The sequence below is a fragment of the Pseudoselenomonas ruminis genome (genome assembly GCF_008271295.1).
Taxonomy (GTDB): domain Bacteria; phylum Bacillota; class Negativicutes; order Selenomonadales; family Selenomonadaceae; genus Selenomonas_A; species Selenomonas_A ruminis.
Window position 1 is genome coordinate 1 of sequence record NZ_VTOY01000004.1, and the last position, 15174, is coordinate 15174.

The window sequence follows — 15174 nt, forward strand, 5'->3', positions numbered from 1 at the left end:
GTTCATACCAATCGATGTTTTAAATAACAGAGTCGCTATAGATGTTACTCGCTTGCACTCGTAACTAAGCGATTCGCACATTGCTAAAGCAATGGCTCTCTGCTTAAACATCTGGCTTAAATCATGTTGCATGATTTCATTTTACATTGTTTAGTTTCCAGAGAACAATCTCGCCTATCGTCAGAATCTTTTGAAGTCCTGCACGATTCAGCTTTTATATCATATCTCATTCTCTCAAGCTTGTCAACAACTTTTTTGAAGTTTTTTTAGCTTACCCTGAGAATTCTTTTGCCCCAGCAATCGCTCTATCGCGTTCGCCGACGACTTGTATTATATTACACGCATCGTCTCACCTTGTCAACAGTTTTTTCATATTTTCTTCATTTTTATCAAAACAGGCCGGCAGGGGCTATTGCTCCCCCTGCCGGCCTGTTGGTTCTGGTCTCATTGATTTCTGCCTCTGACCTGACTCGTTACTCCGCTAACTTCATGCTCAGGTCTTTTGTGCTGAATTCACTTTTTCGTACACTTGTAATACTCCCGCACGAAAAATACGCATTTGCTCCGGTGACAATCGCCCTAAGGCCGTGGATAATCTCGATTTGCTGCCATCCATAAGCTCGAGATTATACGCCGCCCCCTCGGCTCCGTGCTCGGGTTCCTCTTCTTTTCTCTGCCGGGCCCTTCCTAGTCCATAACGAGAGGTCTTAGCCTCATCAATATTAACACGAGGCGCCGCTGCAATCGATTCCGTGCGAATTTCAAGGTTGACATCCATGTTCATCAGCCTCCTCAAAATATCCGATTACAACTATTCCTATCTATATTATCGCATAATTTCCTTTCAAAAGAAAGTATTTGTAAAAATTTTCTCATTATTATCAAGCAAAAAATGCGCTGCCTCCTTGTTAAGGCAGCGCATTTTCGCATAGGACTGTACTCAACCAGCCTCTTATCGTATTATTCTAAGATTCCGGCCCGGCGATAAAACTCCTCCAAAACTTTTTCACGGCTTTCGCCCGTCTTCACACTGATTTCATCCGCCATAAGTTCGCAGGCATATTCCAGCCCTGCAAAGGTATTAATTAACGACTGGAATTTGTTTATTTCTGCATAGCTGCTTTCAAACGACTGCTTTTCCTTGAGCTGTTCCAACGCTTCGCGCACTGGCTTCTTTACATCTGTCATTTAGATTCCTCCCATCCTGGCGAAAACTTTCTCTCCGTTACTTATTCGCGGTCAAGTCAAAAAAACCTTCATCTGCCAAAATCACTGAAGCATTTCTGCCGCTTCCTGATACGATAAAAGTTTCGTCCCGAGTTTTCGTGCCTTCTCAGCCTTGCTTGATGTGCTGTTGGGGTCTGCCAGAATAAGATAATCGGTGTTACTGCTGACCGCCGTCCCCATTTTGGCCCCGGCGCCTTCTATTAATTCCTTATAAAAACTGCGCGGCTTGCCGGCCGGGTCTTTTCCGGTCAATACAAATACTTTTCCCGCATAGGGCATCGCTGCTTCATCAATTACTCGAACCACATAGTCCTGCGGTTTGATGTAGTCCAACAGTTCTTCAAAACGACGCAAAAATGGCGCTCCCTGCAAAATCGTTTCCGTCCGGGGACCAATTCCGTCAATCGAGCAGAAGGCATCCTGCCGCTTTATTGCCGCCAGAATTTCATCGGCAGTATGGTACTTTTCGGCCAATAACTTTCCGACATTGTCGCCAATGCCATCAAAGAGCAGTGCTTTGACAAACCGCGGAATATCCACGGCCTTTACGGCTTCATCAATGGCCTCTTTTAATTTATCGGGGCTCTTGAGATCCCGTTTGTCTTCGAGATCTGCCGCGGTGATGATATTTCCCTTCCTGGCTTCCGCTTCAATCTTTGCCTTGGTGGAGGTAAGTTCGGCAAATGGCGTAATAATCGCCGTGCGGATATCCTCAGCTGTCAGGTCAAAAATCATATACGGGCCGAATTTTTCTGCCTTTTCCGGAAAAGCCGCCACGATTGCTCTGGCCCGATCAATCGAAAGGTCTTTGATATCCAGTACATTCCGTTTGGCCAAAAAGCCAATCTGTTGTGCAATGCGCTCCCAGCAATGGGGATTCACGCAAAAGAGATTCGTATCGTCCTCACTGTCCGACGCGGCATTTTCCCTCTCCTCTAACGGAGCACCGCAATAGGGGCAGTTCGTAATCGCCTCGATTTCCTCGCCGCCATTATGTTCATACACGATAACCAGCTGCGGAATGATGAGTTTTGCCTTGATGACGCCGACCTTATCGCCCTTGGCCACGCCGCCTAAGCGTTTTACCACATTCATGTTGTGCAGATTGACATTGGATACCGTGGAACCGAGAATATCCGCCGGTTCAATATCTGCCACGGGAGTCAGCGCCCCCGTCTTGCCCACCTGCCAATGGACATCGCGGACAATGCTGGTCACGGGAATCTGATTTGGTTTCCAGGCAATCGCATTGTTATCATGATGGCCCGTCGTGCCGAATTTTTCCAGCGAGTCTTCCCAATCACATTTGATGACAATTCCATCAATCGGATATCCAAGATTTTCCTCATACTCGCGATAAATTTCCGGAATAGCCGCTGCAATTTCTGCCGGTTTCTTCCCTTCGAAACGACGAACACTCTGTTCTGGCACGTCAAATGGCGTATGGCTCTTGATGTATTCGATTTTTTCCGTTTCACTCCAGTCGACCCCCATGACATCGTAAGCCATGAAGCGAAGATACTTAACAAATTCCGGGTGTTTTCCCCCCGTTAAAATCGGGTTGACGCTGTTGCGGGGATTGGCCATTGCTTTTTCGCCAGCCGCCGTAAGTTCCCGATTCATCGCCTCAAACGCAGCAAAGTCCATAAAGACTTCGCCGCGTATCGGATATTCGGCCGTATAAGCATTCTGCCTTGGGGCCTCCGGGAAACGGGTCAGGATATCGCCCTCATTGCCGCCGCCACGGGTTACATACATCGGTTTTCCATTTTGCGGATACACGACGACACTGCAGCCGTCGAGTTTTGGCTCGACGATAACGGGCATAAACTTTTCAATATATGCCTGCAGCTTGTCCGTTTCCGATTCATCGATTTTTCCAAGAGACTTGGCTTCATGGGGATGACGGAATTTCTCCGCCCCCAGTTCCGCCCCTGGAACATAGTCGAGGTCATCACTGCCATATCGCTCGATATAATCGCGGCGCAAGGCATCGTACTCGGCATCCGACAGTATCATCTCACCCGAGCTGCCATAATAGGCTTCATCTGCCGCCTTGATTTTTTTCAGTTGCTCTTCACGCGTCATTTTCGTCATGACCTCCATACTTTCGTTCATATAGTGCTACCACGCCCTTGGCTACATAAGGAAATACGAGCATGATAAAGAGCAGGCGCGTAAGCTGGTAAGCCGTCATCGTGGAGATATTTGCCCCAACGGTGAGCGCCGTAATGCCCATCTCCGTCAAGCCGCCAGGCGCCGTGCTCAAAAAGGACGTGGCAAAGGTTTCGCCCGTCAAAGCCGAAACCACCAGGCCCATGCCCATCGATACCGACAGGACCAATAAGACGCCCCCGAGCAGCACCGGCCCCATGCCCTGATAGCTTACAATGCGCTGCAATTCGATACTGCTGCCAATATAGGCACCAACACAGAGCTGTGCCGCATAAAGAAGTGGCTGTGGCACAGGAACCGCCGTCAAATCGGTCGTGATAACAACTGCAGCCACGGCCAGAATCGGCCCCAGCATCGTTGCCGTCGGCAGATGAATCCATTTTCCCACGACAGCGCCTAAAACTGCCACGGCCGCCCACATCAGCACCGTAGGCATATCCGCCGCTGCTGCCAGATTCATCCCGGAATCAGCCGCCACAGGACCATCCGAAAGAATGTGAATCGTCAAAAACGGAATCGTAAACACCACCGACAGCATTCGCAGCGTCTGCATAATCGTCACAGCCGTGAGGTCAACATTTTTCATCTCAGCGGCCAGGACTACCATCTGCGAAAGCCCCCCGGGCACGCACCCGAGCAGGCAGGTAGTAAAATTTATCGTTGTCTTTTTATACATGAGCCAGCCCGTGAAAATGCCGGCGCTGACCGTGACAAATGTGGCCAGCAGCATCAGCGGCAGCTGTGCGGCAATTGCCTGCAGCGTTTCAACGGTAAAAGGCCGCCCCATGGCATAGCCCAATAATACCAAGGCCACGTTACGGATTTTGATACTCCAGACCAGCGGCTGCTGTTTAACGAGCCCCACCAAAGACACCAGTACAATCGGACCCAAGGTCCAGGGAAGCGGTGCATTGATATACGAAAACAGCACGCCGCCCACCAGCGCAATTAATAATGTTCGAATATATCCCATGATACAGCTTTGCCTTTCTCTCCCGAAATCAACAGCTGCCCTCACCAGACTTGCATCGGCATTCTGCCCGTAGCCGTTTCGGGGGCTCTAATTCATACGTATTGTAAAGAACTGTACAACGGTAACATTCTCCCGGCATAATCCTGCCAATATTCGTCACGACATGATACCGGCACGGCTCGGCAATATAGCCTGGCATATGCTTCAAATCATCTTTGAATGTTTCCAGCAGCGACAGGTGCTTGGCGATTTGCTGCCGGATTCGCGAAGGGCAGTATTCCTCCAGTGTGCTGTCGACCTGTTCTAATGCCTCAAGATTCGGCAGCGGAACCACATTATCATAAGTCGTTTTGATTGCCTTATTATTTTTCTTTACAAAATCCAGCCAGCGTTCCTGCACGGACAGGATTTTCAGATACTCTTCAATTCCCCGTTTTCCCACAACATCCTTGTTTTCCTTGCAAGCCTGATATAAGGACAACGTAGCGAACTTCATCTGTTCATGCGAATTTACCATCAAGCGGAAGAGGTCCTGCATCTCCTCAATCGCTTTTGTTTTATCCTGATAATCCATGATATCTTGTCATACCTCATTGATAAAATACCCGATTGATAAACAATCGCCAGAGTATCCCTAGTATACTATATCCTCAACTGATTTGCCATGCCACATGACTTCCCTTGTCATTTTTGGTAACCACCAGCTGATTATCGATTTCCTGCTTGAGTTCCGTGACATGGGAAATGATGCCGATGAGCTTGGCACTGCCAGCCATCTTTTGCAAAACATGAACGGCTTCATTGCGTGAATTATCGTCAAGGGAACCGAAGCCCTCATCAATGAACAATACATCTAGATGAATCGATGCCATATTGGCCTGGATCTGGTCTGACAAACCAAGTGCCAGCGAAAGCGCCGCCATAAACGACTCGCCGCCGGACAATGTCTGTATCGCCCGTTCCTTGCCCGTCACCGTATGAAGCACCTTGAGGTCAAGGCCGTGATTGCCACCGCGGGCCGCTTCGCTGTCATCAAGCATCCGAAGCTCGAACTGCCCGCCGGACATTGCGCGGAACCGGTGGTTGGCGGCACCTAAAATCTGCCGCAAATAATAGCGCTGGACATAGGTTTCAATATCCATGCGCGCACCGCTGCGCTTGCCCGACAGCCGTTCGTAGAGATTGCTAATCGCACAGGCCTCTTTCCCGAGATCCGCCCGCTCGCCAAGCTGCTGCTGAAGCTGCGCTTTTACGCGCTCATTGCGTTCCGCCTGCCCCTTGATGGTTGCCAGCCGGTCTGACGCCTGCTGCAGCGCGGCCTGCGCCGCCGTGCGTTTTTCCCGGAGCACCGCAAGGTCTGGCAGTTCTTTTCCCACCACGGCCTTTTGCGCTGCATCCCGGCTGCCGGCGGCTGCATGATACGCATCGCGCCATGCCTGCACCTGCTGCTGCATAACCGCCGCACTTTTTTCCTCATACTCGCGGACAACTGCCTGCCACGACTCCTCATTCATGCCTTTTTCCTGCAAAACCTGCTGATAGGCAAGCTGTAATTCCTGACTCTGCCGCTGTTTGTCCGGCAGTTCCTGCTGGCAGCGGCTAAGCACTGTTTTGGCTTCCGAACATTTTGCCTGCCAATCCTTTGCCACTTTGCCGGCCTCCGCATAGACGCGCTCGCAGCGGGCAAGCGATTCCTCCGCCTTGCGCCGCGTCTGCTCCGCGTCTTCGCGCGTTGCAAAATGCAGCTTATCCAACAAGACCTTCCGCGTCTTTTCGGCAGTCTCCTGCCGGGACTTTGCCTGCTGGCATTTGTCCGCCAACATTTCCTTATCTTCCTGCAGCGTTTTAAGCATTTCCGTTGACTTGTCAAGCTGCTGCTGGATTTTTTGCAATTCCGCCAGCTGACCGGTCAATTTAGACGACTCGTTCTCGCAGTCTTCCAGTTGTTTCCTAACCTTCTGCCGGATTTCATTAAGGGTTTCGGCCGCTTCGCAGCCCGGCACCTTTTGGCGTAATTTGTCCAATGACAAGTCAAACAGCTCTTTTGACTTGTCAAAATTGACGTTTGCCTTGCCCGCTTTCTCAGCGGCCGCCTGCTGTTTGGCATTAAGCGCTGTCACCTCAGCGGCCAACCGCTCCAATTCTTCACGCGCCAGCGGCTTGGCGCCAGGTGCCAGGACCCGCGGCTGAGGATGTTCCAGCGAGCCGCAGACCGGACAGGGCTGCCCCATCGTAAGTGTTTCTGCCAAAAGGCCTGCCTGCGCATCGAAAAACACCTGTTGTTCCCGCTCGTAGTGGGCGCGCTTTTCCTGATAGACCTGCTGCGCCATCTGATATTGCGCTCTTGCCTGCTCAGACTCAGCCTCGGCCGCTTTCATCTGCCTGCCCAAATCAATTCCCTCATTGATTTCTTTCTCATACTGCCGCAGTGCTTGCTGCTGCTGCTCGCATTTTACCTGGGTCAGCGATAACTCCGGCAACTGTTTTACCTGCTGCTGCCAGCCTTCCAATTGCTTCTGATAGGCAGTCAGCTTTTGCTGCGCCTGTTCCGCGGCTCCATTTGCCTGCATGAAGTCCTGCGCGGCGCGTTGCCTCTCCTCGGTCTTTTGGGCAACTTCTGCAAAGATTTCCAAAGCCGCACGAACTTCCGCCTGCACCTTACCAAAAACTTCCGTTGCCTTATCCTGTTCCGCCTTGGCCGCTTCCACGGCTTTCCCCGCAGCGGCTTCCTGCTTCGTTAATTCCGGCAAAGCCGTCTCATACTGCTGCTGCAGCTTTTTGGTCTCTGCCACCGCTTTTTGCTGACGGTCAAAGGACAGGTAGGCGGACTGAATCGCATAGGCCGCCTGAATTTTGGCCGCGCACTGTTCCTTTTCGGTCATACCAGCCTCTTGTTGTTTATAGGCCTGCCATGTTTCCGTTGCCTCCCCCAGCCGGTCAAAAGCCGTCTGTAAGGCTTCGGCCTTGGTCAGCGCAACATTTTCGGCATCATATACCTTCTGGGCAGCAGCAGACTCATCAGCTGCTTTTTCCACTTCCTGCGCTAGCAGCTCACAGGCTTTCTCCAGATACGTTTGCAGCGTCTCAAAATCGACCAGGCTTGGTGTTTTATCCTTGCGGATTTTCTGTACCAGCTCCTCCATGCCTGCCTTTTGCGAAAAATTTTCCGGAACTACCACATCTTCAGCTTTCGTCTGACAGCGCCGCAGGATGTTTTGCAGTTCTTCACGATACTGGCTGTTGCGCTCGCCTAGCCGGCTGACAATCCGGCCATAGATTTCCGTGTTGAAAAGCCGCCGGAATATTTCGCGTTTATCGCTTGTTGGCGCGCGCAGGATGCGCATAAAATCCCCCTGCGCAATCATGCCGACCTGCATGAACTGCTCTTTGGTAAGGCCGACGAGCTCCCGCAGCTTTTCATTGACAGCCTCTTTATTGCCCGGATAATCCGTATGGTCCGGCATAGTCAGCGTTACGGATTCCTTTTCCTCAACTTCCGAATTGCCGCGTTTGGCCTTGCGGCGGTGATGCGGCACGCGATGAACGATATAAATCTGTTCCCGGCCGCCCTTTGTCTCGCTGAACGCCAGCTCGACAAAGGGCGTGACCTCCAGCGAGGCAAACTGGCTCTGCAGATTCGGAATCAAGGCGTTCTTATTGGTATTTTTTTCGCTTTTATCCCCGTAGAGCGCATAGACGATAGCATCAAAAATCGTCGTCTTGCCCGCACCGGTATCCCCCGTCACCAGAAAAAGATTCTGCGTTGGCTTGGTGAAATCGATGACGGCCCGCTCGCCATAAGACCCGAAGGCCTGAATCGTCAATTGGATTGGTTTCATTTCTCCGCCTCCTGCACCTCATGGATAACCGCTGCCAGCAAGGTCTCTTCCTCCGCAGCGAGGTCCTGCAGAAAATCCCGGCATAGGTCAAACGGCGATAACTGCACGGCCTGCTCCTGTTCCAGCTGGTAATTTGCCTCTTCCCGACTTTCACGGCCCACATGCAGCAGCTGCGGGAATTTGGCCGCCAATCGATCCCGCACATCGACGGCCAGATACTCGTCCGCATCGGTCAGCGTAATGCTGACATAATCGCCCGAAGGCTGGGCGAGCACATTTTCCAGTGTATCCCGAATCGTCCGCACCTGCCGCAACGGTTTTAGCGGCAGCACCGTCGTCAGCACTTCCCCTTTTTCCTTAAGTTCTACCTCAATCACGCCTTTTTTCTGGCCTTCTTCACCAAACGAGCAGGCTATCGGCGTGCCGGAGTAGCGATAGCAATCCTTGCCGTTTAACCGCTGCGCCTTATGGATATGGCCGAGCGCGGCATAATCAAAACGGTTTAAAATATCCCCCTGCACGGAATCGATATTGCCGACCGTGACGATTTCCGACGGCGAACGCTCAATCGTATCATCTTTTCCCGTCGACAGATAAAACTGATGGCTGACCAGTACATTTCTTTCCTGCTCTGCCAGTTCTTCGCGCATAATCAGCCGATGCACGGCCTCATCATACGAAAAATTATTGCCGTCCTCATCCGTTCCCGTAATCAGTTTGACCATGGAAGGCTTCACAAACGGCAGCAGATAAAAATTCACCGGCCCATAGGCATCGGTTAAAGTCACCTTGGCAATCGTTTCCCCGGGCAGTTCAGGCGGCCGGCCTATCATGTGGATATGCTGGCGTGCGAGCACCTGACGAAATACATTGACGCGTTCGGCACTGTCGTGGTTTCCCGAAATCATCATGATTTCTGCCTGCGGCACCGCCTGGGTAAGTTCGGTGACAAACCGGTCAAACCGCGACATCGCCTCAGCCGATGGAACTGCTTTATCGTAAATATCCCCGGCAATGACCACGGCATCCGGCTGCCGCTCTGCTGCCAGCCGCACGATTTCACGAAGGATATATTCCTGGTCCTCCGCCAGGTCATGGTTCATCAACTTTAAGCCAATATGCAAATCGGACAGATGGAAAATTTTCATCGTTACCCCTTCCCCAGCGCTTCTACCGCCTATCTGTAAACGAAAAACAAGAGAAAGTCAATGCCCCAGCACCGTCTTTCCCTTGTCCGTAATTTCAACTTCGTCATCCCGCACGATTTTTCGTGCAAGGCATCATTATTATAACACAATATGACCAAAATCTTAACGATTTTATGCGTGATTTCGCCACTGATGAATCAAGTCATAGATAGTCGGCACCACTACCAGCGTCAGCAACGTCGATGTGAGCACACCGCCGATTATGGCATGGGCCATCGGCGCACGCGCCTCCGCCCCTGGGCCAAGCCCCAAGGCAATCGGCAGCATGCCAAATATCATCGCGCTGCTCGTCATCAGAATTGGCCGCAGGCGGATGCACCCGGCCTCGGCTAAAGCTTCCTTACACGGAATCCCTGCCTGGATGCGCTGCTTGGCAAAGTCGATAAGCAGGATCGCATTCTTGGTTACCAGTCCCATCAGCATCATAATGCCGATAAGCGAGACAAGGCTCAGTTCACTGCCCGCGAGGAAGAGCCCCGCCAAAGCACCAATCATAGCCAAGGGCAGCGAAAACATAATGGCAAACGGCTCACTGTAACTTTCAAACTGCGCCGCGAGTATCATAAAGATAAACGCCACGGCCATAGCCAGTGCCATAGCCATATTGGCAAAGGAATCATCCATATCATTACCGGCACCAGCCTGGCCAACCCGGTAACCAGGCGGAACCTGCATAGTTTCCATCTTCGCAAAGAAAGCCTCGTTTGCCTCCCCCATGGACGTCCCTTCGACATTTGCACTCAACCGGATTTCCTTTTGGCGGTCATACCGGCGGACATCACTGGCGCTGGTCGTATACTGCCAGCCTGCTGCCTGGGACAGCGGAACCAGCATCGCTCGCCCTTCCATTTGGCGTTCACTGGGCACATAGACCTTCCGCAGCATGTCCGGACGATTGCGCGCATCATCCGCCAACCGCAGGCGGATATCTACGCGTTCATCCTTATCGCTGAATTTCCCCACTGTGGTGCCGCTTAACATGGTCTGCAGCGTAGTGCCAATGGCATTCGACGAAATGCCAAGATCACTGGCCCGGTTCTCGTTGATTTGAAGATTGAGATTCGGCAGCCCTGCATGATACGTCGAAGCAATGTCCTGCACGCCCGGAACCTTCTCCAATTCCTGCTGGACCTGTTCGGCCAAAGGCACCAGCTCGGCCTGCGACGGTCCCGTAATCGAAATCGCAATCGGTTTATCATCGCTCTCCACAAAATCCGCCCGCACGCCCGGTATCTTATTGAACCGCTGGCGGACATCGGCGATAATTTCCTTCTGGGTACGGCTGCGTTCTTTTTTCGGAACCAGCTGAACAAAGAGATTATGTTCACGATTGGCAGTTGTTGCATAGACATGACGAACCTCTGGTATCTGCTGAAGCACTGCGGTTAGTTCTGCTGACTGCTGGTCGACAGCTTCCACCGTCGAATCCGAAGGCGCCTGCACCTTAGCCGTAAATTGCGCCTGGTCCGTCGACGGCATAAACGTCGAGCCCAAAAACGGAAAAATACAAAGGCTGAGCAGGAACAGGGCTAACGCTGCTGCCAGCACATGGCCGCGATGGCCTTGCAGCAAAAAACGCAGCGTCCGTCCATACCACGCCGTCACCCGGTCAAAGCCGTCCTGCCAGCGATGCCAGGCCTTTTGCAGGCAGCGTGGCATCGCGGGCTCCCCTACCGGCAGATAAAGGGCTGCCATCATCGGCGTTAGCGTAAACGAGACGAACAAGGACACCAGTACCGCAAAGGCAATCGACAGACCAAACTCCTTAAACATCTGGCCATCAATGCCCGACATGAAACCAACGGGCAAAAATACCGCCGCCACCGTAAACGTAGTTGCCATAACGGCCAGTGCAATTTCCTTCGTGCCATCAATGGCTGCCTGTTTGGCGTCTTTTCCCATATTGCGATGACGGATAATATTTTCAATGACCACGATTGCATCATCAATGAGCAGTCCAACCGACAACGACAACCCCAGCAGCGACATACTATTGATGGAAAATCCCGCCACCTTCATAAACAAAAACGTCGACGCAATTGATGCCGGAATTGCCAGCGCACTGATTACCGTGCTGCGCCAGTCGCCCAGGAACCAAAAGACGATAAGCACGGCAAAAGCACTGCCGATGATGAGGTCAAACCAAACCTCGCGAATGGATTCCGCTACGCGCTGGGCATCATCGCGGACCAGCTGGATTTCCATCCCCGCAGGGAGCTCCTTTTTCAGCTGGTCCAGCTCCTGCTTGACCGCAGTCGCCACCTTGACCGCATTGCCGCCAGACTGTTTGCCGATGGCAATGCCAATAGCCGGCTTTCCATCATAACGGGCCGTAGTCGTAATATCCTTGATGGTGTCTTTGGCCGTTCCTACCTGCCAAAAATATATCGGCGTGTTGTCCCGGGTGCCGACAATCACCGAATCAAATTGCTGCACACTCTTAAAATCGCCAGCCGTGCGCACCGACAGCTGCTGGCTCTTATCCTGCAGCTTCCCCGCCGGCACATCCTGATTGACCACCTTTAACTGTTGAGCAATATCGGCCACTGCCAGGCCGAAGGTATTGAGCTTTTCCTGATCCAGCAGCAGCTGGATTTCGCGTTCCTGCCGCCCGCTGATGTTCACCTGACCGACGCCATTAATTTTCTGCAAGCGGGGTTTTAAGACATCCTCGACAAAAATACTGATTTCACGCAGGCTGGCCGTATCCGAAGTAATGGCAATAGATACCACCGGCTGGGCGTTCATATCGAAGCGCGAAATAACCGGCTCTTTGACGGTATCGGGTAATTCGCCGCGAATCGCACTGACCTTATCCCGAACCTCCTGCGCGGCAGCCGCCGGGTCGACACCAAAATTGAACTCCACATTGATTTCTGCCTCGCCCTCACGCGAAGTGGACTCGATATGCTTAACCCCACGCGCCTCTCCTACGGCCTCCTCCACCTTCTGGGTAACCTGCGCATCCACCTGGTCTGGCTGGGCGCCTTCATACGTGATGCTCACCGATACATATGGCAGGCTCGTATCCGGCATCTCATCGACATTCATTTTGCCATAATTGACGATTCCCATGAGAATTAAGGCCGCCAGCAGCACCGTAGCAAAAACCGGACGCTTGATACTTAATTCTGGTAAACTCATGCTTCCTCTCCTAACTGCACCGGATTGCCATCCTTGAGCTTATCGAGATTATCCGTCAGGATAGTCATTCCCTCGCTGACGCCATCTACGATTTCCAGACGGTCCCCGACGATATCGCCAGCTTCCACGCGGATTTTCTTGGCCTTGCCATCTTCTACCGTAAATACATACTGTACCCCCTTCTGCCCCAGCACTGCTTTCTGCGGCACCGACAACACCATCTTAGGCGCGCCAAGATTCAGCTGTACCTGCACAAACATCCCTGGCTTTAACAGCATTTCGGGATTATCCACCTTGACCTTGACCCGGAACATGCGGTTTTCCTTGCCAGCCACGGGGCTTATGACATCGACGATGCCAGTAAACGTCTTATCCGGATAGGCATCAACCGTTACCGTGACAGAGTCGCCCATCTTCAAATACGCCATGTCCCGCTGCTCCACATTGATTACCACATGAACGGCCTCGAGTTGTTCCACCGTCATAAGCTGGCTGCCAGCCGAAACATTTTGGCCATTGGTGAGATTCTTGTTGGCGATAACACCATCCACCGGACTTACTACCGTGGCTTCGGCCACCTGTTTTTCCGCACTGCTGAGATTGGCCTGCGCCGAATCGTAATCGGCCTGGCTGGCCAGCATCTTCGTGCGGGCCGTTTCCAATTGCTGGCGGGAATACGCCCCGCGGTCAAATAAAATCTGATAGCGCCCGAACTCATCGCAATCATTGGCATATTTTGCCCTTGCCTGATTTACGCTATTCTGCGCTACCCGCAACGCATTGCGAAGCTCCACCGTATCCATCACAAAAAGCGGCTGGCCTTTGCTAACCGTCTGGCCATCTTCCACGCAAACATTCGTCACCTGCCCGGAAAACCGGCTGCTGATAATCGACGAGGTAAGTCCCTCGACACTTCCCGAAAGCGGCATCACCGACGGCTTTTCGATGTACGAGACCGAATCCGTCGAAACAGCCAGCGGCTGCATCTCAGCTCCCGGTTCCTCCTCAGCACCAGCCATGCGCCAGCCCGCTACCGCCAGTATCACGAAAAATATGCCAATCATCATGTTACGCGTCTTGCTTTTTTCCATCTTCTGTCCCCTTTATTGACTCAGGTCAGTAAACTACAATAATAAAATGCGGAACTCACTCCGCATTTTCCCAATGAGCCATGCTGCCTATTTTCATACCAAATAACTGTTCAATCAGTCTGGCCGCCATTTCCATGCGTATCGCCATACTCTCATCCGTAACGATATCCTTTTTCTCATCCGGCCACATCCCCTCGGTAAGGCTCCAAAAGAAATCCAAACATTCTTCCGGATGCAGGACCTGCATGGAACCGGCCTCATTGCCCTCATCGATAATCTTCCGCAGCAGCGGATTGAAGCCATTACTCACAATGCGCTGCCAAAGCGCCATGACAAGCTCTTTATAGTGTTCCGCCCAGAGATTGTCTACCAGCGGTTCGATCGCATTTTCCTGGGCGGACAACTGCAAAAAGAGACGCAGCTTTTGAACGGCATCCAAACCAGCTGCCCTTCGCGTAAAATCGTCCGCAAATTTCTTCGCCCATTCTTCAAAAATTGCTTTAAGCACATCTTCCTTGGTCGGGAAATAATAAAAAAACGTTCCCTTTGCCACGCCGGCCTGCTTACAGATGTCCTGAACCATGGTCTGCTCATAACCATTGGCACAAAAAAGCTCCATCGCAATCGTCATCAATTCCTGCCTGCGTTCGGCCGGGTCCTTGCGAACTCTCGTCATCACAACCTCCTATTATTGACCTTAGTCAGTAACAGGAGTATACTTCTCTTTCGCTGACTTGTCAAGTAGCTTTGACTAGTCAAGTGACTCTGACTTGTCAAAAGGAGCTGACTTGTCAAACCGGCATATCTTAGCAGCTCTTTACTGCTGACGCGCCCTGCCCGCTGGTATTTTCAGCGTGCGCAGGTATGCCTTTTGTTCCGGAGTTATCCGCCGGCTTTCTATGGCTTTTTGAATCGCCTTGTTATGCGTCCACGCCGCCAGCTGTTTTTCTTCGAGGAATGGCAATGCCGCCTGATATTGCTTTGCCAGCGCCGTCGCAAAATACCAGGCTGTCATCATATTGATATAGTATTCCTCAGAGCGAAGCGCTGCCACCATTGACAAATAGGACCGGTCAAAATCTTCATCGAGAAAATGCTCCATCAGCATCTTCACGGCAAAACGCACCGTATAAGTTTCCGATGAATGCAGCCAAACATTTATCGGCGCCAATAGTTTTGACCGATGTTTGCCAAACACCTTCGGGATCAGCTGGTCACAAGTAGCCCAATTATTCACATAAGGCAGAAAAGCATTCACCCCATCGAGGCATTCCGCAAAGTCTTTCCGCTCCGACAGCAGGAACGCATGAAGCTGATTTTCATCGTAATACTGATGTGGCAAAACCGACAAAAAACGTTCTGCCTCCTCCCCCTTTATTGCTTTCGCCAGCTGGCGCAAAGCAGGAGTCCGTACGCCTATGACTGTTTCCGGGTCAACCGTAGGAATCAGCTTACAATGAAAGGCGCGATACTTTTTGTCCTGCAGCCGAAACAATTCCGTCTGAATATCCATAACT

General features: G+C 51.9%; 11 protein-coding genes. All 11 read right to left on the reverse strand.

Going from position 1 to position 15174, the window contains the following annotated elements; all coding sequences use genetic code 11:
• Positions 1 to 493: 493 nt before the first annotated feature.
• A complete protein-coding gene (locus tag FZ040_RS06695; RefSeq protein ID WP_149171294.1) occupies positions 494 to 778 on the reverse strand; it encodes a hypothetical protein in 285 nt (94 codons plus the stop codon).
• A 182-nt stretch (positions 779 to 960) separates the two neighbouring features.
• Positions 961 to 1188, reverse strand: coding sequence for a hypothetical protein (locus tag FZ040_RS06700; RefSeq protein WP_149171295.1), 228 nt, complete (start codon positions 1186 to 1188; stop codon positions 961 to 963).
• Positions 1189 to 1269: 81 nt separating this feature from the next.
• Complete coding sequence (locus FZ040_RS06705) at positions 1270 to 3345, reverse strand: BRCT domain-containing protein (RefSeq protein ID WP_149171296.1); 2076 nt, start codon at positions 3343 to 3345, stop codon at positions 1270 to 1272.
• A complete protein-coding gene (locus FZ040_RS06710) occupies positions 3305 to 4375 on the reverse strand; it encodes an AbrB family transcriptional regulator (RefSeq protein WP_149171297.1) in 1071 nt (356 codons plus the stop codon). Before FZ040_RS06710 ends, FZ040_RS06705 begins: the two co-directional genes overlap by 41 nt.
• 28 nt (positions 4376 to 4403) lie before the next feature.
• Positions 4404 to 4949 (reverse strand): hypothetical protein, encoded by a 546-nt coding sequence (locus FZ040_RS06715; protein WP_149171298.1) that lies wholly within the window; start codon positions 4947 to 4949, stop codon positions 4404 to 4406.
• A gap of 76 nt (positions 4950 to 5025) precedes the next feature.
• A complete protein-coding gene (locus FZ040_RS06720) occupies positions 5026 to 8214 on the reverse strand; it encodes an AAA family ATPase (protein ID WP_149171299.1) in 3189 nt (1062 codons plus the stop codon).
• Positions 8211 to 9362, reverse strand: a complete 1152-nt coding sequence (locus tag FZ040_RS06725) for an exonuclease SbcCD subunit D (RefSeq protein ID WP_149171300.1) — start codon at positions 9360 to 9362, stop codon at positions 8211 to 8213. The genes FZ040_RS06720 and FZ040_RS06725 overlap by 4 nt, the downstream gene beginning before the upstream one ends.
• A 171-nt stretch (positions 9363 to 9533) precedes the next feature.
• Complete coding sequence (locus FZ040_RS06730) at positions 9534 to 12566, reverse strand: efflux RND transporter permease subunit (protein ID WP_149171301.1); 3033 nt, start codon at positions 12564 to 12566, stop codon at positions 9534 to 9536.
• Positions 12563 to 13657, reverse strand: coding sequence for an efflux RND transporter periplasmic adaptor subunit (locus tag FZ040_RS06735; protein WP_149171302.1), 1095 nt, complete (start codon positions 13655 to 13657; stop codon positions 12563 to 12565). Before FZ040_RS06735 ends, FZ040_RS06730 begins: the two co-directional genes overlap by 4 nt.
• 55 nt (positions 13658 to 13712) lie before the next feature.
• Positions 13713 to 14333 (reverse strand): TetR/AcrR family transcriptional regulator, encoded by a 621-nt coding sequence (locus tag FZ040_RS06740; protein WP_255448799.1) that lies wholly within the window; start codon positions 14331 to 14333, stop codon positions 13713 to 13715.
• A 141-nt stretch (positions 14334 to 14474) separates the two neighbouring features.
• The gene (locus FZ040_RS06745; RefSeq protein WP_149171304.1) at positions 14475 to 15170 is read right to left on the reverse strand and encodes a DNA alkylation repair protein; all 696 of its coding nucleotides are present in this window, start codon (positions 15168 to 15170) and stop codon (positions 14475 to 14477) included.
• Positions 15171 to 15174 lie beyond the last annotated feature (4 nt).

Bases quoted from the DNA above. Each gene is read 5' to 3' on its own strand.
- FZ040_RS06695 (WP_149171294.1), bottom strand. From the start codon at position 778: ATGGATGTCAACCTTGAAATTCGCACGGAATCGATTGCAGCGGCGCCT.
- FZ040_RS06700 (WP_149171295.1), bottom strand. From the start codon at position 1,188: ATGACAGATGTAAAGAAGCCAGTGCGCGAAGCGTTGGAACAGCTCAAG.
- FZ040_RS06705 (WP_149171296.1), bottom strand. From the start codon at position 3,345: ATGAACGAAAGTATGGAGGTCATGACGAAAATGACGCGTGAAGAGCAA.
- FZ040_RS06710 (WP_149171297.1), bottom strand. From the start codon at position 4,375: ATGGGATATATTCGAACATTATTAATTGCGCTGGTGGGCGGCGTGCTG.
- FZ040_RS06715 (WP_149171298.1), bottom strand. From the start codon at position 4,949: ATGGATTATCAGGATAAAACAAAAGCGATTGAGGAGATGCAGGACCTC.
- FZ040_RS06720 (WP_149171299.1), bottom strand. From the start codon at position 8,214: ATGAAACCAATCCAATTGACGATTCAGGCCTTCGGGTCTTATGGCGAG.
- FZ040_RS06725 (WP_149171300.1), bottom strand. From the start codon at position 9,362: ATGAAAATTTTCCATCTGTCCGATTTGCATATTGGCTTAAAGTTGATG.
- FZ040_RS06730 (WP_149171301.1), bottom strand. From the start codon at position 12,566: ATGAGTTTACCAGAATTAAGTATCAAGCGTCCGGTTTTTGCTACGGTG.
- FZ040_RS06735 (WP_149171302.1), bottom strand. From the start codon at position 13,657: ATGGAAAAAAGCAAGACGCGTAACATGATGATTGGCATATTTTTCGTG.
- FZ040_RS06740 (WP_255448799.1), bottom strand. From the start codon at position 14,333: ATGACGAGAGTTCGCAAGGACCCGGCCGAACGCAGGCAGGAATTGATG.
- FZ040_RS06745 (WP_149171304.1), bottom strand. From the start codon at position 15,170: ATGGATATTCAGACGGAATTGTTTCGGCTGCAGGACAAAAAGTATCGC.